This window comes from Trichodesmium erythraeum IMS101 (assembly GCF_000014265.1).
In the GTDB taxonomy this organism is placed as follows: domain Bacteria; phylum Cyanobacteriota; class Cyanobacteriia; order Cyanobacteriales; family Microcoleaceae; genus Trichodesmium; species Trichodesmium erythraeum.
Genome location: NC_008312.1, coordinates 5800858 through 5822520, shown reverse-complemented (window position 1 = coordinate 5822520; position 21663 = coordinate 5800858). Strand labels below are relative to the sequence as shown.

At 32.3% G+C, this 21663-nt stretch carries 17 protein-coding genes and 1 pseudogene; 10 read left to right on the top strand and 8 right to left on the bottom strand.

Features of this window, described 5'->3' with window-relative positions; genetic code table 11:
• Positions 1–298 precede the first annotated feature (298 nt).
• The 3 genes from TERY_RS33520 to TERY_RS18185 all read right to left on the bottom strand — a co-directional run bounded on the left by TERY_RS33520 (position 299) and on the right by TERY_RS18185 (position 1670).
• A complete protein-coding gene (locus TERY_RS33520; RefSeq protein ID WP_155994485.1) occupies positions 299–436 on the bottom strand; it encodes a hypothetical protein in 138 nt (45 codons plus the stop codon).
• Between the two features lie 187 nt (positions 437–623).
• On the bottom strand, positions 624–941 hold the full coding sequence (locus TERY_RS18190; RefSeq protein WP_011613165.1) for a DUF2973 domain-containing protein: 318 nt from the start codon (positions 939–941) through the stop codon (positions 624–626).
• 411 nt (positions 942–1352) lie between these two features.
• On the bottom strand, positions 1353–1670 hold the full coding sequence (locus tag TERY_RS18185) for a DUF2605 family protein (RefSeq protein ID WP_011613164.1): 318 nt from the start codon (positions 1668–1670) through the stop codon (positions 1353–1355).
• Positions 1671–2339: 669 nt separating this feature from the next.
• Here TERY_RS18185 and TERY_RS37410 point away from each other — a divergent pair.
• Positions 2340–2665, top strand: a pseudogene (locus TERY_RS37410) (transposase); the annotation flags it as partial.
• A gap of 583 nt (positions 2666–3248) precedes the next feature.
• On the opposite strand, the gene gloB reads toward TERY_RS37410, so the two are convergent.
• Positions 3249–4022: a hydroxyacylglutathione hydrolase gene (gloB, locus tag TERY_RS18170; RefSeq protein ID WP_011613163.1), complete on the bottom strand. Its 774-nt coding sequence runs from the start codon at positions 4020–4022 to the stop codon at positions 3249–3251.
• A gap of 288 nt (positions 4023–4310) precedes the next feature.
• Here gloB and TERY_RS18165 point away from each other — a divergent pair, with 288 nt between their 5' ends.
• The 4 genes from TERY_RS18165 to TERY_RS18150 all read left to right on the top strand — a co-directional run bounded on the left by TERY_RS18165 (position 4311) and on the right by TERY_RS18150 (position 9447).
• Complete coding sequence (locus TERY_RS18165) at positions 4311–4523, top strand: hypothetical protein (protein ID WP_011613162.1); 213 nt, start codon at positions 4311–4313, stop codon at positions 4521–4523.
• 325 nt (positions 4524–4848) lie between these two features.
• Entirely contained in the window at positions 4849–5616 is a 768-nt protein-coding gene (locus TERY_RS37405; RefSeq protein ID WP_370495800.1) for a polyprenol monophosphomannose synthase, read from the top strand.
• 552 nt (positions 5617–6168) lie between these two features.
• Positions 6169–7353, top strand: coding sequence for a glycosyltransferase (locus TERY_RS18155; RefSeq protein WP_011613160.1), 1185 nt, complete (start codon positions 6169–6171; stop codon positions 7351–7353).
• 63 nt (positions 7354–7416) lie between these two features.
• Positions 7417–9447: an ABC transporter ATP-binding protein gene (locus TERY_RS18150; protein ID WP_011613159.1), complete on the top strand. Its 2031-nt coding sequence runs from the start codon at positions 7417–7419 to the stop codon at positions 9445–9447.
• Positions 9448–10405: 958 nt separating this feature from the next.
• Here TERY_RS18150 and TERY_RS18145 read toward each other — a convergent pair.
• The gene (locus TERY_RS18145; protein WP_011613158.1) at positions 10406–11287 is read right to left on the bottom strand and encodes an alpha/beta fold hydrolase; all 882 of its coding nucleotides are present in this window, start codon (positions 11285–11287) and stop codon (positions 10406–10408) included.
• A 249-nt stretch (positions 11288–11536) separates the two neighbouring features.
• On the opposite strand from TERY_RS18145, the gene speB reads away from it, so the two are divergent.
• The 4 genes from speB to TERY_RS18125 all read left to right on the top strand — a co-directional run bounded on the left by speB (position 11537) and on the right by TERY_RS18125 (position 15731).
• Positions 11537–12448 (top strand): agmatinase, encoded by a 912-nt coding sequence (speB, locus tag TERY_RS18140; protein WP_011613157.1) that lies wholly within the window; start codon positions 11537–11539, stop codon positions 12446–12448.
• 555 nt (positions 12449–13003) lie between these two features.
• On the top strand, positions 13004–13738 hold the full coding sequence (pyrH, locus tag TERY_RS18135; protein ID WP_011613156.1) for a UMP kinase: 735 nt from the start codon (positions 13004–13006) through the stop codon (positions 13736–13738).
• Positions 13719–14267: a ribosome recycling factor gene (frr, locus tag TERY_RS18130; RefSeq protein WP_011613155.1), complete on the top strand. Its 549-nt coding sequence runs from the start codon at positions 13719–13721 to the stop codon at positions 14265–14267. Before pyrH ends, frr begins: the two co-directional genes overlap by 20 nt.
• 357 nt (positions 14268–14624) lie before the next feature.
• Positions 14625–15731, top strand: coding sequence for a geranylgeranyl reductase family protein (locus TERY_RS18125; RefSeq protein ID WP_011613154.1), 1107 nt, complete (start codon positions 14625–14627; stop codon positions 15729–15731).
• 481 nt (positions 15732–16212) lie between these two features.
• On the opposite strand, the gene TERY_RS18120 is transcribed toward TERY_RS18125, so the two are convergent.
• Both TERY_RS18120 and TERY_RS18115 read right to left on the bottom strand, forming a co-directional pair.
• Positions 16213–16980 (bottom strand): pentapeptide repeat-containing protein, encoded by a 768-nt coding sequence (locus TERY_RS18120; RefSeq protein WP_011613153.1) that lies wholly within the window; start codon positions 16978–16980, stop codon positions 16213–16215.
• Between the two features lie 677 nt (positions 16981–17657).
• On the bottom strand, positions 17658–18341 hold the full coding sequence (locus TERY_RS18115) for a pentapeptide repeat-containing protein (protein WP_011613152.1): 684 nt from the start codon (positions 18339–18341) through the stop codon (positions 17658–17660).
• Positions 18342–19703: 1362 nt separating this feature from the next.
• Here TERY_RS18115 and TERY_RS18110 point away from each other — a divergent pair.
• Positions 19704–20138 (top strand): ArsC/Spx/MgsR family protein, encoded by a 435-nt coding sequence (locus tag TERY_RS18110; protein WP_011613151.1) that lies wholly within the window; start codon positions 19704–19706, stop codon positions 20136–20138.
• Positions 20139–20835: 697 nt separating this feature from the next.
• Here TERY_RS18110 and rsmG read toward each other — a convergent pair.
• Positions 20836–21603, bottom strand: coding sequence for a 16S rRNA (guanine(527)-N(7))-methyltransferase RsmG (gene rsmG, locus TERY_RS18105; RefSeq protein ID WP_011613150.1), 768 nt, complete (start codon positions 21601–21603; stop codon positions 20836–20838).
• Between the last annotated feature and the right edge of the window lie 60 nt (positions 21604–21663).

The following is a 21663-nucleotide window of genomic DNA, read 5'->3' as shown; positions in this document are numbered from 1 at the left end:
TCTATAGGTAGACTGACCAAGAATTACACACCTTTGTTCTTTACCTATAATGCTTAGGAGTCAAATAGAAGTTTCCTCATTCCCTTCCTCCTTTGTTATAACTAATGAGCGTGGGATAAACTCTCCCGGAGAGTTTAGCATAATTATTGATTATAGCTCTAATAATAATATATTATTATCCATTAACCCTCTGTGTTTTAACCTACATGACCCAGCTATCTTGGGAATGAATTATAAATTACAAGAGTTTAATTACCTTCCTATTAATCCACTTGTCAGCCTCTGCTAGGGGCCTCACTTATCTAGTAGTTAAAGCTTTGACCCCGTTTATAGCAGTTTCACAGCTTTGATGTTCATTCATTACTTTGTGGAATATACTTTCTATCCAACAACGAGGTAGTAGAATTTTACGACTAAGGAAATAAGAATCTTTCATGGGTTGAATTTTAATCTCCTTGATCATTAACCATCAAAGGCTTATTATAAATAGCGCTTTAGCTATTTTTTTAGCCAATAAGTCCCACATCAAAGATTATATTGAGAGCCTTTTAAATATTCCCTAGTAATCAGTTTTTGCAACAAACTAATAGCAAGAATTTGACATTTTATTAATTTTATGCTAATCACTTTCTCTTTTCATCTTGGGTTTCACCACTGGAACCAAGCTGGGAATTATAAATGGCATCCAACTTTTCACGAGCTTCTTGTACATTAACAGAGCGCATTACTAACAAAGGTTCATCAATAAAATTCCCAGATTCATCTAATAGTTCTGGATGTGGAGTTCTACTAGACTGAGAAGAAGGCTCAGGAGTAGACCACCCTCGTTTCGAGGACAAAGATTGAGACTCAAGTCCCACTGTTAATAGACTACTGATTAAATTACGAACAGCCAAAACAGCAATAGTAGTGAAGGCTAAAATATAAAGCAGATGTAACATAGTGTTTTCCTCAAAGCTAAATAGCTACTCAGTAATTTTTTTTTAAATAAAACAGCTTTTATGATTTTATTAGTTTGACTTTAGATAAATTTTATTAGCAGAAGTTGTCTTATGTAGATATTTCATCATTCTTTTCATAAGAAACAGTGTCATTACTATAGATTAACAATATCAACTTCAAAGCTATTTCCTGTTAAAAAGTAACATCAACATACTTCTTGGTTCAGAATGATTCAAAATATTCAATTTAACATCTAACCTTCTCAAAGCTATCCACTTTCAATCTTTATGGCATCATATTTTTAAATTATTGCTGTTATCCTCGTCTGGTAAAGCTCGCAATATCATATAGAATTGCGATCATCATTCCAGTTTCTAGGCTTGGACTAAATTTAATTATAATTTTACATTTTATCTAGATTGCTCTTTGCGAAACCTCATCGCAACTTGCCAACATTCGGTTAGTAGCTTATGCCAAGGCATAAGCATTGTAGTTTCTACCCCAACTTGACCTCCAGTTGCTTGAAAAAGAGCTTGTACTGTATTAACTTCCTGTTGAGCTTGCTTTACCCTATTAAGTAAGTCTAAGTGTTCACTGCTACTTAGAAAAGGAATTTTTTCTCTCTCCAATAACTCGCGGGAACATTCAAACCAATACCTAAAATCATCTAATAAAGGCTGCAGTAAGGTTTTAAGTAAGTCTGGCTCTGGTAATTTAGGGTTTAGCATTTTTCTAAATTAGTTTATTATTCTAAGCTAATCTTAACACTCTTTACAATTTTTAACATTTTGCTTAATAAATATTTCAATATTAACATTAGTCTTGACATTTTAAAATAAACCAGGATTGGTTTCACAGCCAAAATTAGTTGCCTAATATAATTATGTTGTTAATCAAACCTTACTTATTTATACATACTCAAGGTACCAAAAATCTTAATGCTTACAATAATTTTTGTTAATTTTGAATAATAAAATGGTTTTAAAACCTGACCCATAAGTGGGATACTCTTAGGAAGTGGTAATAATTCCCACCTCTTACCTCCATTTGATATACTATCCTCTTAATATGTAAAACCTAAGCTAAGCTCGCAGAAAACAAAAGACAATGCTATCATCAAAACTCAAGAAGCTAGAAGTTGTTTTTGTAATGATATGGGAGTGAGCAACCCTCTAAAAATAAGTCAGAACTCAGAATTTATAACTCAGAATTTAGAATCCATAAGTTGTTTTTGTAAGGTTATGAAAGTGAGTAACCCTCCAAAAACATTTCGTCAAGGCAGAGCTTTCGTCCCAATTACTTTGATAGACAAATTAGGGGAGCAAGAGGGGTAGATGAAATCCTGGAATTGACAAAGGAAGAAGATTATAGTTAAAAATATATAAACCGATCAATAAAGATATTATCATTTCAAGCCAGGAAAAAGAATTCTTTATTTAAGTACTATAAGTGGTTTGTATCAGGAAAAATTATTTACTCCATTAACATTTGAGGTTTCTTGTAATTATTTACTTTTTGAAAAATGGTTAGCAGAAAAATTATTACTAGAATCAAAAAAAGGACAATTAGTAGTATGAGAAAATGCAAGCTTTGACAAGTCCCCAAAAATTAGAGAATTAATAAAATCATTACGGACACCTTGATGCAACCTCCCTACATTAAATATTTACCAACATATTCTCCTGAGTTAAATGAAATAGAACATTATTGCTTTTTCCATTAAAAACTGAGTCAGTAGGGACGCTCTTATGCAATGTCCCTAGGAAGGAACAATAGAAGATTAACAAGATAGAGTTGATGTATGCTGTTTTTGTTAATATCCTAACCTTTGCTTCGATTTTTAAACTCTGTAAAGGGGAAATGTGATGAGACCTATTCCTTCCTTTAAATCCAATTCCTTACCGCAAAATTTGGTTTAAAGCCGAGCTTTTAGGGGGACTTTTTGTTGCAATAAAAAAATTACTTTTGTCTGAAACAGCTTTAAAAGCCTATAATATATAGCTACTATTATATAGTGTTTGCAACTATTAAACTAGATTTATGGGGTTTACTACACCTAATGCTTTTAGTCAGAAAGGTTCTAAGCAACAAGTGCCAGAGAACCAAAGTTTTTTGAATGTTTCAACTCTATCGTAGGGGATACAGAAACAGATTATTGAAATAGAATAAACGCTTAGGGAGAGGAAAATTCTTAATACTTTGATGTAGTCATAGCAATTTAATTTAAGTAGACTTGTTGAAATTTGAATTCTTATTTCTTGATACTGCCCCGCACGTTTACCCCAGGAATATATCAAAACCTTGAGTTAAAATCTATCTTTCCTTCCTCGCAGACGAGCGAAAGTTTGTACTGGATCTTGACTTTGAACTGCTAATTGTAGGGCAGGTTGCTCCCAGCGCAGAAAAGGATTTGTGCGTTTTTCTACACCTATCATTGATGGTACAGTTGCTTCATTACGACCACGTGCTGTCTTAACCTCAGCCCAACGAGATTGTAAATCAGTATTGTCCTTATCAACGGTTATCGCAAACTGTAAGTTTTTTAAAGTATATTCATGGGCACACCATATTCGAGTATTGTCAGGTAAGTTGCGTAATTTGTTCAAAGAATCTACCATTTGGGCTGGTGTACCTTCAAATAAACGACCACAACCACCAGCAAATAAAGTATCACCACAAAATAATTCTCCTGTTTCCCCAAAAGCTACAGAAGGAAAATAATAAGCAATATGGCCAATTGTATGGCCAGGAACAAATAAAACCTCTCCTACTCTATCGGCAAAGTGGACACGATCGCCTTCCTGTAAAAATACTTGTTGTCCAGGAATTCTGCCTCGGTCTTCTACTCCACCATAAACTTTCAATTGGGGAAACTTTTGGATTAACTGTTTATTAGCACCTACATGATCGAAATGATGGTGAGTATTAAAAATAGTCACCAACTCAGCTCCCAAGGATTCTAGTTTGTCTATTACTGGCCTAACTTCGGCAGGATCGACTACAGCCCCAATATTTTGATTTGGGTCATGCAATAAGAAAATATAGTTGTCTGAAAGTGCTGGTAATCTATAAATGTCCATAAAAACTAAATTTAATATCTCCGAACCAAATATTTTCGTTGTCGGGAAATTTAGAGGGATAACTAGTCAGATGATAGGGAACAAGCTGGGAGGAATTTAATTATTTAATTTTATCACGTTAATCTTATATCTGCTATACATCAAAACTCTGAACTTATTACTTTTTTCCCTATTTCAATATATTTTCTGTACAACTACACTGGGGACTGTTATATTATTAACTTCATAGTACTTATATGTATTATTATACATACAGTAATAGATAAAAAATTTATATACAAGTGATTTATGTTATGGAGTGAACAAAATAAACCAAAGGTGACAATCAATCAAATGGTGAACCGAATTATGACATCGGGTAAACTTAATCGTCAGGAACACTTACAACTTACTTCCTCAATTTTATCTGGCAAACAAATAACAGATGAAGAACGAAGCAAAATTAATCAGATATTTGATTTGATTAAAATGGGTAAAATTAATTTAATTTATGATAATTAATATTTATCTTAATTTGATGAATAAATATACAATCTACAATTAAATTTGTGATTTGAGCTAATCTTTTGAAAGCATTTTTCATCTTTATCTATACTCATTGGTGGTGAGAATATGACAATAATACAAATATATATCTTACATCTTAATGTTTGTAGCCTAATTACCACCTAACTTGCTGTCAGATGAACTAAAACATTAAAGTAAATATGAGGATTGAAGAGTCAAAAAAATCTTTATGTTTTTGATATTATTGACTAAAACTAAGCTAGGAAAAATTAAATAAAATCAATTAATGATAAGGAGTAAACCAAACTTATTACTAACAGTGCCAACTGGTTTATTAAAGGTTTCAACTATAGAAAATAAGACGACAAAACCAGGTAGCCCAGAAATTAAACTTTCTCTAGTTATTCCTACATATAAAGAAAGTCAAAATCTACCAACAATTGTTGAAAAAATAACCATTATATTAGATACTAAAATTCCTAATGCTTATGAGTTAATCATAGTAGATGACAATAGCCCAGACTTAACCTGGGAGATAGCTCAGAACATGGCACGAGAATACCCCCAACTCCGGGTAATGTGTAGAAAAAAAGAAAGAGGACTTTCTACCGCAGTGGTTCGTGGTTGGCAAGTAGCAAAAGGAGGAATATTAGGGGTTATTGATGCTGACTTACAACATCCTCTAGAAACTCTTTTAAAACTATTAGCAGAAATGGAAAAAGGTTTTGATTTAGTAGTGGCTAGTCGTCATGTTGATGATGGAGGGGTTAGTGACTGGAATATAGTTAGAAGATTTTTGTCTCGTGGGGCTCAACTTTTGGGATTAATTATTTTACCTGAAGTAATAGGGCGAGTCTCTGACCCCATGAGCGGCTACTTTATGGTCAATCGTCAGGCGATCGCTGGCCAAACTCTGAGCCCGGTAGGATACAAAATCCTAATTGAAGTTTTAGGCCGAGGTAATATTTATTCTGTTTCAGAAGTAGGTTATGTTTTCCAAGAACGACTAGGAGGAGAAAGCAAAGTTACCTGGAAACAATATGTAGAATATTTACAACACTTATTAACTTTAAGATTTGTTAAATGACAAATTTAGATTTATCCAATTTGTTATGGAAAGAATTGAGAAGTATATTTGTTGATGTGGCAATATTTTATTTATTGCTTGAGGTTTTAGGCTAGGGTCTCTCGCTATCTGTAGTATTTTATTTCCGTGGGGTAGGAATTATTAACAATTTTCTATGGGATGACATAAGGACTTTTAGTTTGATGTCTCAATGTCTCGAAAGTAACAGGGTGGCTTAAAGACAGTTAAAATATTTCGGAAATTCAATATAATCTGTTTAATAGCTTTAACCTTAAATAAAGGTATTGTTAATTTTTTATTTACTATTTAATTTAATAAGAGTTAATCAATATATATATCTGTTAATAGCAATTACTATGGTGTCTTTGGGAAATTATAAATAAATATGAGACTGAGTTTTGGAGTTACAAAAAGTAGATATATAGAAAGATTTTAGCTAGAGTATCTATACACTTCAGACAATATTACATATCTATTTTAAATGGCGATCGCTATTATATGTAGTTAGAATAATTATTCTATTAACCCATAATTTGGAGGGTTAGAGGTTTGGTGAAAATTTCTATAATAGCTAGCGACTTATCTAGCAATGGAGCAGGTAGATGGGGAGGGGCTGTCCGTCCCTTTTTATTATCTCAAGCTCTAAAAAAGATTGGATGTGATGTAGAAATATTAGGCTTTGTTGATACAAGTTTACCCATAAGTATTAGTACTAGTCAAACAGAAATCTCCATTGTTCCTATTTATACAAACTATACCAACAAATATTATCCAGGATTTTTACTTTCTGCTAAAAAATTATTAGAAAAAATTAGTGGAGATATTATTTATGCTTATAAACTTAAACCAAGTAGTCTTGGTTTAGCCCTAATCAAAAAAATACAGACTAGTCGCCCAGTATTTTTAGATATTGATGATTGGGAGTTAAGTTGGCATGGAGGAGATAATTGGGAATATCGTCCCAGTATTAAACAGTTAGCTAGAGACATTTTGAAGCCAGAAGGAGCATTAAGACAACCAGACCATCCCTTCTATTTAAAATGGATTGAAAGTTTGGTCTCAAAATCAGACCAGGTTACTCTACACAATCAATTTCTCAAAAAACGTTTTGGTGGTATTTATTTACCAAATGGTAAGGATACAAATTTATTTGACCCTCATAAGTACGATCCAGAGGTAAGTAGAACTCATTATGGCTTGGGTGGTTATAGAATTTTGATGTTTCCAGGAGCTCCCCGACCATATAAAGGAGTTGAGGATGTTTTAATGGCTTTAGATAAACTCAATCAGCCAGATTTAAGATTGGTAATTGTAGGTGGTAGTCCTTATGATGATTATGATCATCAATTAAAAGAAAAATGGGGACTCAGAATTATTCAAATGCCTAAGCATCCACCTACAGTCATGCCAGAAATTGTAGCTGCCGCCCATATAATAGTGGTTCCTCAAAGAGATACTCCCGAAGCTAAGGCACAATTTCCATTAAAACTAACAGATGGCATGGCAATGTCTAAGCCAATTATAGCAACAAAAGTGGGTGATATTCCCGAAATTTTAGGTGATACTGGCTATTTGGTCGAACCTAGTTCTCCTGAACAAATAGCAGCACAAATTGAATTAATATTTAATGATTTAAAAGCAGCAAATTCTAAAGGTATTAAGGCTAGAGAAAGATGTATTAAATATTATAGTATTGATGCTATGGCTACTATTTTATCAGACTTAATCAAAGTTTAAACAAGAGATATTAAAAATCGTAATAATTGAAAGAATATAATCTTAGAGGCTAGGAAAATATCAATGTCTGGAAAAGAATTTATATTAAAATTTATTCTTCGTAAGCCGTTTAATTTTCAAGTTATTGGAAATATTATATTAGGATTTGCTAGCGGATTATTTAATGGAGTTAATACAACTCTAATAGTACCTATATTATTACAAATTTCTGGGCAAGAAATTGAGATTACAGGTTCTCCGCCGATAATTAAATTTTTACTATATCCTTTTGAAGGAGTTCCAGAAAATTATCGCCTTATCGTAATGCTTTTAGTAGTTATACTCACTATTGTTCTGAAAAATTTAACGGCATATTTAAGAAGTTTGTTGATGGTAGTTTTTGATCGTAGTCTTACAAATAATATTAAATCAGAAATGTTCCAAACATTAATGGATAGTGATTTAGATTTTTTCACAAAAGTCAAAGTTGGAGATTTAACAAAACGTTTAGGTTCAGATACAGCTCAATGCACCCAAACTATTAATGGTTATATTAATCTAGTAACTCAGTTGATAATTCTTTCTTTGTTTGTCAGCATACTAATTTCTATTTCTTGGCAGCTTACTTTAATTTCTTCTCTATTGGTAGTTTTTATAGCAGTAATTAATCAGCTATTTATTCGTCGTTCAAAGAAATTTGGAGTGGTTTTAAATCAGGAACAAAAAAAATATTACATAAAGGTTATTGAAGTTCTCACTGGTATTCGGTTAATTAAATCAGTAAATAGTGAAAATAGAGAATATAAACAGTTAAGAAAATTAATGCTTTCCCTAGAAGATATAGCACTGAAAGAAAAAATGAATTCAGCATTAATAGCTCCAGTCAATGAAGTGATAAGCATGATTACGGTAATTAGTATTCTATTATTAGGTAGATATTTATTTGCCAATCAAATTACAAATGCTTCTCCTATCCTACTTACTTATCTTTTAGTTCTATTTCGCTTACTGCCTATTGTATCTCAAATTAATAGCAGTCGTAATGCAATTGCTAAGGGTGTTGCTAGTTTTAATACGGCTGTAGACTTATGGAGAAGGGATAACAAACCAATTATGAAAACAGGTTTTATACCTTTTCATGAAGTGAAAAATAAAATTCATTTTGAGAAAATTTCCTTCGCTTATCCAGGTAATGATAATTTAATTATCCAAAATGTTGATATATCCTTACCTAGAGGTAAAACTTTGGCATTAGTAGGAGCTTCAGGAGCAGGTAAATCAACGTTTGCTGATCTACTACCAAGACTTTATGACCCTACTTCTGGTTCTATTACTATAGACGGCATTGACTTGCGTGAGTTTGATATTAATAGTCTCAGGAAGAAAACTGGTATTGTTAGTCAAGATACTTATTTGTTTAACGATACTATCAAAAATAATGTTATTTATGCTTGTCCTGATGCTACAGAGGATAAAATTATTGATGCGGTTAGACAAGCTAATGCTTATGATTTTATTATGGACTTGCCTAAGCAATGGGACACAGAAATAGGCGATCGCGGTGTTATGCTTTCGGGAGGTCAACAACAACGATTGGCTATTGCTAGGGCCTTATTGCAAAATCCAGAAATATTAATCTTAGATGAGGCCACTAGTGCCCTTGATACAGTTTCTGAACGTTTGGTGCAGGAGGCTATTGATAAATTAAGTCGCGATCGCACAGTTTTAGTTATTGCCCACCGTCTCTCAACAATTCAAAATGCTGATCAAATAGCTGTTTTAGATCGGGGAAAATTAGTTGAGATGGGTACTCATTCAGAACTTTTAGAAAAAGAAAATGGTTACTATCGAAATCTCTATTATGTACAGTTTGGAAATCAGTCTGAACTGGATAAATATATTGACCAGCAGGTTTTAACTAAAGCATCTTATGACGCTCGTAGTTTTCTCAACACAATTATTGGCTCTTTAACATTACTGGCTGATGAAACATTTGATAAACCTGAAGAAAAAATAGAACTTACTGAAGAAGCTTTTCGCTCATCAACTTCTCTTCTCAAAACCTTAGAGATATTTGAAAATCTAATAGCAAAGCATAATAAATCTGGCTTATAAAACTCTAAATGAGTCACTATATTTATGCCTCAATATATTGAAAAATTATTAAGCTTAGACATAGTAACTATGTTATTATATTAAATTGCATTTTTTGGTTAATACTAAAAATTACTTAAGTCAGAGGCTTAAAATATTTATTTTTATTTTTTTTATTCTCTGAAAAAAAAAGAATTGAGACTTAATTTTTTTTATAAAGCATTTTTATTCATCAGGATTTATCAACTTTACTCAGCATTGATTTTAGATTTTTATTACTGACATAACTTACATCAAGATACTCTTATGATATTCACCTTTAGAGGATAGTGTTGGTCTAAAAAATATCAAAAACTGTTAATAATTAAAATGGAATAAGTGGGAGTTAGCATCAGGAAAGATGATTAATTTTAAAGAAATTCCAGTAATATAAAAAGGTCAAATTATTCTGGCATACTGTTTCCGAAACTTCAGCAGAATATATTGCTACAAATCAGTTATGAAAGTACGGAAAAATTGAGTTTGAGATTTGCCTTTAGGTGGAAAGTTGAGGAATTACACAGACAGAGAAATCAAATAACACGCGAGGGTTTTAATTTTGCCAATGTCGTCGTAAAAAAATTCAAAAAAACCACATTACTTATGCTATGTTCGTGTGGAATTATTTCAAAATAAATGGCATATCTATGGGTAATAAACTATTGATGAACTGAAACATAAATTCTGATATAAATATCTAGTTTCTGAACTAAGATATCCGAGAATTAAAATGACAGTTGTTTAAGTTTTTATCAATTTGTAAGATAGAGAAAACTCGGGGATAGCTATAATTTTTTGACTATCGCTCTCGACAACCATACATACTTATATATTGTCTTTGGATAAGTCTTGACTTATATTAATTATAATCAGATAGTATCTGAATTTTTTTTATCAATCAAAATCAATGTAAATATCAAAAATTTTGATCATCTAATAACTAAACTTTAGACTCCCACTTTTCTAATATCCATTCTTGTAAAATAGGGTTGACTAACTCTGGTGCTTCGTCTTGAGGACAATGGCCAACTCCAGGCAAAGGAATAAATTTTTCTACATTTTTAAAATTGGCAAATTCTTTTCCCAATTCAATATTTTCCCAAGGGTCTTCTTCCCCCCATAAAATTATGGCTGAACAGGGTAATATGGGTAATAAATCTTCCGGTAAAGGTCCTTGAGAATAACCGGTAAAAGCAACAAAAATGTCAACTGCTCCCTCATCTTTTGCAGGTTTTAATAATAAATCAATTAATTCGTCAGTAACCGCTTCAGAACGTTTATATGCCTGTAATAATACTCGTTTAACAGTTTTCTTTGTCGCCAACTGGTTAAAAAATAACTGACTTATCCACTTGACTTTTAATAGGTTTTGTAGTAAAGATGCTCCTTGACTACGATACCAAGGAAGATTAGATCGTTTCCTTTCGTGTAGAAGCCTCAAAGAACAATTGATAATTCCTACCCCTAAAACAATATTGGGATGATCAACTGCTGTTTGCATTGCCACAATACAACCAATAGAATTTCCGACAAGAAAAGCAGGGGCCCCAACTATTTCTCTACAAAAATCACTAATTTGTTGACTCCAGGTTTCAAATGTGTAGGTAACATCTTGATTTGGGGTAGGTTTAGCTGAACCACCAAAACCAAGTAAGTCAATAGCATAACAGCGACAGCTTGCAGCTAATACAGGAATATTTTTGCGCCAATGCCCCAAAGAAGCTCCAAAACCATGTATTAATATCACAGGAGGTCCCTCTTCTCCTTGGCTTTGGTAGCATATCGGCCAGCTTCGCCATGTCCAACTTTTTGTAGTCATCATTTTAGTTATCAATTATCAGTACCGACGAAAGCTTATGCTTAAAAGACGGAAGTTTATTCTTATTCTTTTTATCCCCTGAAAAGGGGAAAAAGGGGAAAGTTGAGACTTTGTTTTTTACTCATTCAAGCTCAACTTTTACATACTTAAGTTATTTATTGATATGAGGTAAGTCGTATTTAACATTTATAATAATCAGATAAATTCTATCAGTTTTTAGACCTTTATTAGAAAATTAATATAGTCAAAAAAATGTCAACAATTTACTCTACCTTGCTTCTACCATTCATTGGTTCAGAAATTGAGCCAGATTACACTACCGCTAAAGTAGTAATTGTACCAATTCCTTATGAGGCAACTACTACTTATAGAAGAGGTTGTGTTAATGGTCCAGCAGTATTATTAAATGCATCTCAACAGTTAGAATGTTATGACGAAGAATTAGATAGGGAAACAGGTTTGGAAGTTGGTATCTATACTCACGAACCTATAGCAGATACTCGTAATGGAAAAAAAATTACTCCATTAGATATGCTAAAAGTAACTCAAGAAACAGTGGAAAAATTAGTTAGTGATGGAAAGTTTGTGATTGCTATAGGTGGAGAACATAGTATTACAAATGGGATAGTAAAAGCTTATAAAAAATTATATTTTGATGAACCTTTTACCGTGATTCAAATAGATGCTCATGGAGATTTGCGATATGAATATGAAGGTTCAATATATAATCATGCCTGTGTAATGCGGCGGATATTTGAGATGGGGTTACCAATGGTACAAATAGGTATTCGGGCAATTTGTAAAGAAGAAGCTGATTTAATAAAGGATAAAAATTTAACTGTTTTTAAAGCAAGAGAAATAGCTATTCAGCCAGATTGGATGGAAAGAGTAATCTCTAGTATTCAGACTAAAAATGTGTTTTTAACGATAGATTTAGATGGAATTGACCCAACATTAATTCCTGGAGTTGGCACACCAGAACCAGGAGGACTAAATTGGTATTCTTTAACTACATTTTTACGAAGAATATTTGAATTATATCAAGTATTAGGTTGTGACATTATGGAGTTGGCTCCAATTACTGATTCGGTAGTATCTGAGTTTACTGCAGCAAAATTAGTTTATAAACTTGTTGGTTATCAAGCATTAGCTCAAGACTGGTAGAAAGATGATCAGTATTTAGCTAAATACTTAGAAAATTTTTAATTTGTTTGTCTCATTTTTTTGAGTAATCAATGTCTAGAAGTAAATTCACTCAATGTATGAATTAAACAACTAGAATAGAGATTTTCAAGACCAATAATTTATTAGAATTGAAACATAATTATTGAAAAAAATAATTCCCTAAGTCCCTTAATAGTCGGGCAGGGCTTTAAACCAAATTTTTGGCTAATTTACGATATGGTGCTTTAATGGACGATTATTTGAATTAGCTCGAAATAGTCAAAGTTGCTTATTTATGTGGGGCGATCGCTCAACTTCTTGAGGGTGAGGTATTAACTATCTCTAGGACAGAAGCTATTAGTTTCTGAATTTTTAGGGCCTTATAAATTGAGTAAGGAGTTTCGTGATCCTTACAAATTCTAAGTTATGAATTATGACATACTAAATTAATTACTCAATCTGCTGTAATTATCAAAAATTTTAAGATACTTAAAAAAAGTAACTCAACTGGTATCGTATTGTGGAAGCAACTTTAGTTGAGAAAGCATTCACATTATGAGGAAAATTTATCAACGGGTTTTGCTCAAGTTAAGTGGCGAAGCCTTGATGGGTAGTCTGGGCTATGGCATTGACCCAGCGGTAGTCCAAGGTATTGCTCAGGAAGTGGCCGAAGTTGCGGCCACAGGAATCCAAATAGCAATTGTTGTTGGAGGCGGTAATATTTTTAGAGGGGTGAAAGCAGCCTCTAAGGGAATGGACAGGGCCACAGCAGATTATGTTGGTATGATTGCCACTGTGATGAATGCTATCACTTTACAGGACGCTCTAGAACAAGTAGGGGTACCAACAAGGGTCCAAACAGCGATTGCTATGCAGGAATTGGCCGAACCTTATATTCGTCGCCGAGCCATTCGCCATCTAGAAAAAGGTCGAGTGGTAGTTTTTGGTGCAGGTTCTGGTAATCCATTTTTTACTACTGACACTACTGCTGCTCTGAGGGCAGCAGAAATTGAGGCAGAGGTAATTTTTAAGGCTACCAAAGTCGATGGGGTCTATGATTCTGACCCACATAAGAATCAAGAGGCCAAACGGTACGAGTCCCTAAGTTATGGGGAAGTATTAACTCTAGATTTACGGGTGATGGATAGTACGGCGATCGCTCTTTGTAAAGAAAATAATATCCCAATTATTGTATTTAACCTTTCAGTTTCGGGTAATATCTGTAAAGCTGTTATGGGAGAAAAAATTGGAACTATTGTAGGAGGTTTTCATGAATCTAAAAGAAGCTGAAGAGAAAATGCAAAAAGCTATTGAAGCGACTAAAAATTCCTTCAATACTGTTAGAACTGGAAGAGCTAATGCTTCTCTTTTGGACAGAGTAATGGTGGAGTATTATGGATCCCCAACTCAACTCAAATCTATGGCAAATATTGGCATCCCAGATGCTAGTACAATTACTATTCAACCTTATGATAAAACCAGTCTCGGCTTGATTGAAAAAGCTATTAATATGTCAGATGTTGGTTTAACTCCTAACAATGATGGGTCTATTATACGGTTAAATATACCAGCACTAACAGCTGAACGTCGTCAAGAAATGGTTAAAAAAACAGCAAAACTTGCTGAAGAGGGGAAAGTTTCTATCCGGAATATTCGTCGTGATGCGGTAGATTCAATTCGTAAACAAGAAAAAAATAGTGATATTTCTAAAGATGAATCACGAGATTTGCAAGACAAAGTTCAAAAGAAGACTGATAAATATATTGCCAAAATAGATGAGTTACTAGCTGCTAAAGAGAAGGATATGACTACAGTTTAAAAAAAAATACCACAGATAAAAAAGCTATCAGCTATTAACTATTAGCTATTATTTATTAAATAATTATCTGGGAAATAAAAATCAGTCTCCATGGATAAGTTACTTGCTATAAATGAAATTAATCATAACTCTAATATTTGTAGTTGCTTCATTCTTTGAAATCCACAAGGTATTCAAAATTGAGTATCTTATAGAATCATGGGAAATTGGAGACTCGTAACTTTTATAGGGGGTAGTTTTATAGATAGTTTAAGTAAGTCAATTATTTATCTATATCTATTAGAAACTGCCTCTAATTAACTGACTTTTTCCTCTTCTAGGAAATTAGAAAAAATTTCAGTATCAAAGTAATAAAAAATGTTTGATTGTATAATTATAGGGGCAGGTCCAGCAGGAAGTACAGCAGCTTATCATTTGGCTAAGAAAGGACGTTCTGTTTTAGTGATAGAAAAGGAATCTTTCCCTAGAGTTAAAGCTTGTGGTGGTGGGGTATCTCCAGCGATCGCTCAATGGTTTGACTTTGATTTAACTCCAGCTATTTCTCTCAAGGTTAATAAAATTCGTTATACATGGAAATTAGAAGACCCTATTGAAGCAGATTTACCCGTTCCTATGTGGATGGTAAAACGAGATGTTTTCGACTATTTTCTCATCCAAAAAGCTACAGAACAAGGTGCAGAATTAAGAGACAAAACAGAAGTTACAGGTATTGAATTTAAACGTGATTCTTGGGAAGTTAAAACAATTAAGGAACCTGTTGTTGGTCGTTATTTAATTGCTGCTGATGGAGCCAAAGGACCAATGTCTAAATGGTTAGGTTTTAAAGAATCTAAAAAACGGCAAAGTCTAGTTTTTGAAGCACCATTAAATGAGTCAAATAAAAAAGCTACCTTTGAATTTGGTTCAGTTAAAAATGGTAATATTTGGGGTTTCCCCAAAGCAGATTCCTGCTCTATTAGTATTGCGACTTTTAGGGGCGGGGAATCCAAAAATCTATCTAAAGATTTGATGGGATACGTTCAACAAATTGGTGTAAATGTAAGTCAAAATCAATTATTAGAACATTATATTTCTCTATGGGATGGAGAGAAAAATCTTCATACTCAAAATGCGATATTGGCAGGAGAAGCAGCAAGTTTATCAGACCCTTTATCAGCAGAAGGAATTCGCCCTTCAATTTTTAGTGGTGTCAAAGCCGCTGAAGCTATAGATGAAGCTTTAGGTGGTAATGGGGATGCTCTGAAAAAATACACTCAGATAGTTAATGAGGAATGGGGTACAGATATGGCTTGGGCGGGTCGTTTAGCAGGAGCATTTTATCGGTTTCCTAAGGTAGCTTATAAAGTGGGGGTTAAGTTACCAGCAGCTACTACAGTAATGAGTAAAATTATGTGTGGAGAAATGCGTTATGCGGATATTGCTAATACTGCAATTAAAAAGCTAACTAGTAGTTTTTTACCATGAATAGATTAGGTTAAATTTCTATTTCCTAGAGTATAGCTAATTTATAAAGTAAAGAAGAAGAAGCTTAATTTTTTACATAATTCCCTAATTGCAATTTCATCTAGATTTTGTCTTCTCTCTTGCCTGTTGTCTGTTGCATTCCACAACAGTTGTGTTCATAATTAAAATGCTCAACAGTTTACAATTCGGATATACGCAGTACCATTATATATGGTATATTTTTGAACTATTATTATTTCAGATATTGACACTATAATTAGAGCTGGTTTTAATTGGATTATATTGTATTTGTTGGGTTAGAAATTTTAATGTTAATTTCATCAAGAAATAGGTATAAAATTTAATCATGTTAAATTCTCAGAACTCAGACTAAATTCTATCCCCTTAGTCGGAGGGAAACAAAAACTGTGCTAATTCCTAATAATTAGCATTCACCATTCACCAAAGCCAAACAAAAAAAATTGAGTTTCAAAAAACCATACTAAAACGCCAACCTTAATAAAGCAGGAAGTAAAGAACCAATAGCGTGTACAAATTGATTAGGTTTTTCTGGTTTTGGAGGATTCAAACGTAGGTCAATAATTTCAACCAAATATTGTGATAATTCTTCACCTTCTTTACTACCTTTAGAAACAAAAATATCCCGAGACTTTTGAGCATCTGCAATAGCTGCATTAAGATTTCCCAGGTCAGCAAGAGACATACTTCTAGCAAAATAAGCAGCTGCTAAATCTGATTTCATACTAATAGCTTGGTTGTAATATCTAACAGCATCTTTATAATTTCCTGCCTTTGCTTCTGCAATTCCTAACCGATAAAAATCTTCAGCTTCACCTATATTAGATGGCATTCCTACAACACCTAACAAAAAAGCATTTTTTAGGTCAACATCTGTTAAATTAGCACCTGTTAAATAAGCACTTCTTAAATCTGTACCAGCTAAATTAGCACCAGATAAATTTGCCCCTGTTAAATTTGCACCAAATAAACTTGTACCAGCCAAATTAGCACCAGATAAATTAGCACCTGTTAAATTTGCACGACTGAGATTAGCTCCACTTAAATTAGCTCCCTCTAGATTAGCACCTTGAAGATTTGCCAATACCAAACCAACACCTATTAGTTCGCAATTAGGACATTGTTTACTAGATAATAATCTTTGTGTATGTTGGATATTTTCACCAATGGCTGTAAGATTAGGAAAAACTGTAGTAAAAACTAAAACAGCGGAAAAAATTTTAACTCTCATTTTTAAATATTTAAAAATAGGATATTAGGCAGTAGAGAATAGTAAAGGCAAGTCAAAGCATAGAGAACAAGCAAAAAAAAAATTGCCTCATTAACTATACCATATTAATCACCAAATCTAGTAATTACACCAATTGAATAAATGTTTATTATAGTTTATTGAACAGGGGAGTAGGGGAGTAGGTGAAGTAAGTAAAAACTTATAAAATTAATACGCTTTTGGCTTTTTATTATCAAAAAAAGCTATTAGGAACGTGTTAGTTACTTAATAATTAAAGTTTCAGTCCAAAAAGCATTCTTTTCTCATACTTAATATTATTAAGGAATAAAAATTTTTCTGGTCTATGTAAATACCCACTGTGGAAATATTTTAGGGAATTGAGAATTGGGAGAAATTAATATGAGAAAAGCATTTTTATTATGGCTAATTAATGAGACTTAAGATGACAGTGACATTCTCCAGGTAAGGAGGAGAGTTGCAACTATTGTTGCCAATAGTGTTGAAATAATTTGCAAAACTCATCAATGTCACCAAAAATTTAGGTAATGTCTAAAAATTATACAATATCAGTCATCATTAGTAGGCTGAGTAAATATTTCTTTAAACTAATTCGAGCCCCCTTTTTTTTTGCTTTGTTTAGTCCATCGAACTCAATATTAAAATAACTTGATAATCTATTAATTTTGAATAGATGTGCTAATTTCTTCATAACCTGTACCATCGGGCATAATTACTGCTTGAAGAGCTGCTCCAACTAAATTAACATCAGAAATATTAGCACCCAAAAGACTTGCCCCATTTAAATCAGCACCGCTTAAAATAGCCTCTGTTAAGTTTGCTCTTGTTAGATTTGCTTCAATTAAGTCTACTCCAGTCATATTAGCTCTAATAAGATTAGCGCCAATTAAGTCAGCTTTGTTAAGAATAGCTCGTCGGAAATTGACCCCATATAGGTTAGCTCCATGTAAATCTATTTCATACAAAATAGCTCTTGAGAGGTCAGCATCTACCATATTAACTTGGCTAAAGTCAGCACAACTTAGGTCTGCTCTGATAAGTTTTGCCCTTGTTAGATCGGCTTTGTTAAATTTAGCTCCTACTAGAAGAGTGTCCGACAAGTTTGCTTCGCTTAAATCAGTTCCAATTAGATTTGCTCCAGTCAGATTCGCTTTGGCCAGATTTACTCGACTGAGATTGGCCTGACTGAGGTTAGCACCTGTTAAGTTAGCTTCAAAAAAATTAGCACCTTCTAAATTAGCTTTTAGTAAATGTGCTTCCTGTAAGTATAGGCCACTAAAATTTTTTTCTCCTATTGCATATTGCCTTAATAATTCTTCTATTTTCATAATTTGGTTAATCATAAATTTTATTTGAAATATACTCCCAGCAGAATTGATAAACAGGATTTTATTTTGTTAATTTTTTAACTCAAATTTATCCTGCCTCATTATTTTGATATGGGTATTTCAAGATTAATTCAGAAAATTATACTGTAAGCATTCAGATATCAGCTTTTTAGTGAATAAAGCAACCATTAGATTTTTAACCATAGAATTGATATTGAAACGGCTGTTTCATTCTAATTTTTGGAACAGACAAACCCAAGATTTAGAGATAGTTTTACCACTTTATTCTTCACAAATGATTAAATATAAACAAATAATATTGATCGCCCTTGTCTTCCAATTACTCAAAGCTTCATTTAACCTCAAGAATAAAATAACCCTGAAATTAAAGCACAAGAACCACTAGTTTGAATTGTTAAACAATAAAGTTTTGTGGTGGGAAATTTAGAGATATCTCATACTAATTATTACACTTTCTTAATTAGGAGACCTACCTATAAATACTACCAGCAGGGGAAGTAAGTAGAGAAATGGCAGACAACGCTCCTCAAACAAAATCTAAAATTAACACAATTTTGAGGTACTAGTTATCAAAAAGCTATTGGGAACGTGTTAATCACTTAAGAATTGAAGCTTCACTTGGGTAAAGCATTGCATAATATTGTTTTTTCATGCTTGATATCAGAAGCTGATAGCTGAATCATTAGATATAGTACCTCATTTATGGGTGAAAGTTGCTATATTTTCAGAGATTATCTAAAGCTTTGCTCAGGAAATTTACTTTTTTTTAGTTCAAAAAAATGATGTAAAAGTTGTGTATTTTTGTCACTAGCAATAGTAATGTCAACAGATTGATATCAGTGAAGATTTTCTAATTACAAAATACAATCATAATTTTCAAAATTTAAATAATTTTTGGGAATTCAAGCAAACTTACTCAAGTTTTTATTTTGTTGGCAAACTGTTCCTAATAAAAAAATACTGTGGCTAGCAATAGGACTTATTTTGCTATCATATAATTGATTAATTATTTCCGTTATATTAGAAAATTATTTCCAATTTTGATTTGGATAAATAGGGAAAACTTCATCAAAAGAATAAGCAATAAAAACACAGGAAGATGGCATATATTATCCCTCAATAATATGAATAATTTGATGCCCACTCAAGATACTCTACAATTGTTAGGAAACATTTATCAAACTGGTATAACTATATAAATTTTCTTTTTGATAAATATTTACTTTTGTTTAAAGTTGTAATATATAATTATATCATACATAAGAATAATTTTTTTTGATAATTGCTTACAATTTGCTATTTAATCAGGTATTAAGATTAAAAAATTACCAAAAAAACTGCTGAGGATATAAGACAATGGCAAAGGTAATTTTTTATGAAAAACCAGGTTGCAAAAACAATACAAAGCAAAAGACTTTGTTAAAAGCAGCAGGTCATCAATTAGAAGCTCATAATTTGTTGACTGAACCTTGGACAAAAGATAATTTACGTTTATTTTTTGGCGATCGCCCAGTAGCAGAGTGGTTTAATAAAGCTGCTCCAAAAGTTAAATCTGGAGAAGTAGTTCCTGAAAAAATTGATGGAGAAACTGCTCTAACAATGATGCTCAACGACCCATTATTAATCCGTCGTCCTCTAATACAAGTAGGCGAGCGTAGAGAAGTGGGATTTGATATTGAAATTGTTAATAATTGGGTTGGTTTAGAAGCTGTAGATGAAACCCAAAAGGTAAAAAGTGAGGAGTTGATGAGTCAAGACTTGCAAGCTTGTCCGAATAATCATCATCATTAGAGTCTAAAAAAACCTATTTTTATATTTAAATTTAACTAATCTCTCGTTAGATAATTTTCTGACGGGAGATATTTCTATACCTTATAGATTACAGAAATACTAAGTAATTGGTCTTAAATTTATCCCTATTTAAGAAGATGTAAATTTACCTCAAGTTACCTGTGTGGAGTAGTTTATCGTTAGTGTATAAATATTAATATAGCTAAGTTTTTTTGATGCCTACCTACTTATAGTAAATGATAATTTTAGATAATTATTTTATCTGTTGAATACATTTTTTTTAACACCAATGTTATGATTAAATATGGTTTATATTTAAAGCCTATATAGTATAATGCTGCTAATAAATAATACTAAATTAGGTTATAAAAAGCTGGTTTTTCTAAATCTTTTTCACTATTCTTCCTTACCTAAGCAATAAGTCTCCCTTCGTTCACTGAATTTAGCATAATTACTAATTATATATTATTCTTAATTTTACTCTAATTCCCAACCTACCCAACCAATAATATTTAGTAAGCAATAAGCCTCCATTCGTGCACTGAATTTAGCATAATTACTAATTATATATTATTCTTAATTTTACTCTAATCCCCAACCTACCCAAGCAATAATATGTAGAAATTTTTTTCAAATTGGTATTACTTATATTCACAAATATGATGAATATTTAAGCAGACATAATATTAGCAAATTTTTAGATTTTTTTTAAACTAAGTAAAGGTTTTTGATTAGGCACACCAACTGAACGCGGATAATTTATTGGAGTTTTACCTACTTTCCGTAAATATATACAATTACGAATACTATTACTTAAGGGAGTTTTAAATTCCTCAATCCTTTCTATTTTGCCTCCCAAAAGTTTGACAACTTCTGGTAAATTAGCCTGTTCATCAGTTGTTATATTTCCTCGATACAAAATTGCAATTCCACCTATTTTTAGTAATGGCAAAGCATATTCAGCACATACTACTGTAGATGCAACAGCCCTCAAAAGACCAATATCATAAGTTTCTCTATATTTAAAGAGACGACCAATTTGTTCAACTCTATTAGTTATAGTTAAAGCATTTTTGATGTTTAAATCTGTTAAAATATTTTCAATAAAACTAATTTTTTTGCGGGTTGAATCTAGTAAAGTAACAGCATATTGAGGTAGGATAATTGCAACTAGTAATCCTGGAAAACCAGCACCTGTTCCAATATCAATAACCTTTTTTTCTTCTGACCAATGTATTTTATTTTCTAAGATAAATTTAATTCCTCTCAGGGAATCCCAAAGATGTTTTTCCCAAAACTCTTCGGGTTTAGTAATTCTAGTTAAATTTAACTTTTTATTTCCTAGAATAATTAACTCATAAAGTTTCTGAAATTGTTGTTTTTGCTCTACTGTTGGCTGCCAATTTAATGTTTCCTGCCAAACCGAACTCATTTCTGGTAAAACTTGTATATTATTATCGTTCATTTCACTTGTTAACTATTATTTGAAGGTAGAAGGAAGAATAAAGAAAAAAATGCAGTTATA

Excerpts from the sequence above, each read along its gene's own strand:
- TERY_RS18125 (WP_011613154.1), top strand. The coding sequence starts at position 14,625 with ATGTTTGATTGTATAATTATAGGGGCAGGTCCAGCAGGAAGTACAGCA.
- TERY_RS33520 (WP_155994485.1), bottom strand. The coding sequence starts at position 436 with ATGAAAGATTCTTATTTCCTTAGTCGTAAAATTCTACTACCTCGTTGT.
- TERY_RS18120 (WP_011613153.1), bottom strand. The coding sequence starts at position 16,980 with ATGAGAGTTAAAATTTTTTCCGCTGTTTTAGTTTTTACTACAGTTTTT.
- rsmG (WP_011613150.1), bottom strand. The coding sequence starts at position 21,603 with ATGAACGATAATAATATACAAGTTTTACCAGAAATGAGTTCGGTTTGG.
- TERY_RS18165 (WP_011613162.1), top strand. The coding sequence starts at position 4,311 with ATGTTATGGAGTGAACAAAATAAACCAAAGGTGACAATCAATCAAATG.
- TERY_RS18150 (WP_011613159.1), top strand. The coding sequence starts at position 7,417 with ATGTCTGGAAAAGAATTTATATTAAAATTTATTCTTCGTAAGCCGTTT.
- frr (WP_011613155.1), top strand. The coding sequence starts at position 13,719 with ATGAATCTAAAAGAAGCTGAAGAGAAAATGCAAAAAGCTATTGAAGCG.
- gloB (WP_011613163.1), bottom strand. The coding sequence starts at position 4,022 with ATGGACATTTATAGATTACCAGCACTTTCAGACAACTATATTTTCTTA.
- TERY_RS18190 (WP_011613165.1), bottom strand. The coding sequence starts at position 941 with ATGTTACATCTGCTTTATATTTTAGCCTTCACTACTATTGCTGTTTTG.
- pyrH (WP_011613156.1), top strand. The coding sequence starts at position 13,004 with ATGAGGAAAATTTATCAACGGGTTTTGCTCAAGTTAAGTGGCGAAGCC.
- speB (WP_011613157.1), top strand. The coding sequence starts at position 11,537 with ATGTCAACAATTTACTCTACCTTGCTTCTACCATTCATTGGTTCAGAA.
- TERY_RS18110 (WP_011613151.1), top strand. The coding sequence starts at position 19,704 with ATGGCAAAGGTAATTTTTTATGAAAAACCAGGTTGCAAAAACAATACA.
- TERY_RS18185 (WP_011613164.1), bottom strand. The coding sequence starts at position 1,670 with ATGCTAAACCCTAAATTACCAGAGCCAGACTTACTTAAAACCTTACTG.
- TERY_RS18115 (WP_011613152.1), bottom strand. The coding sequence starts at position 18,341 with ATGATTAACCAAATTATGAAAATAGAAGAATTATTAAGGCAATATGCA.
- TERY_RS18145 (WP_011613158.1), bottom strand. The coding sequence starts at position 11,287 with ATGATGACTACAAAAAGTTGGACATGGCGAAGCTGGCCGATATGCTAC.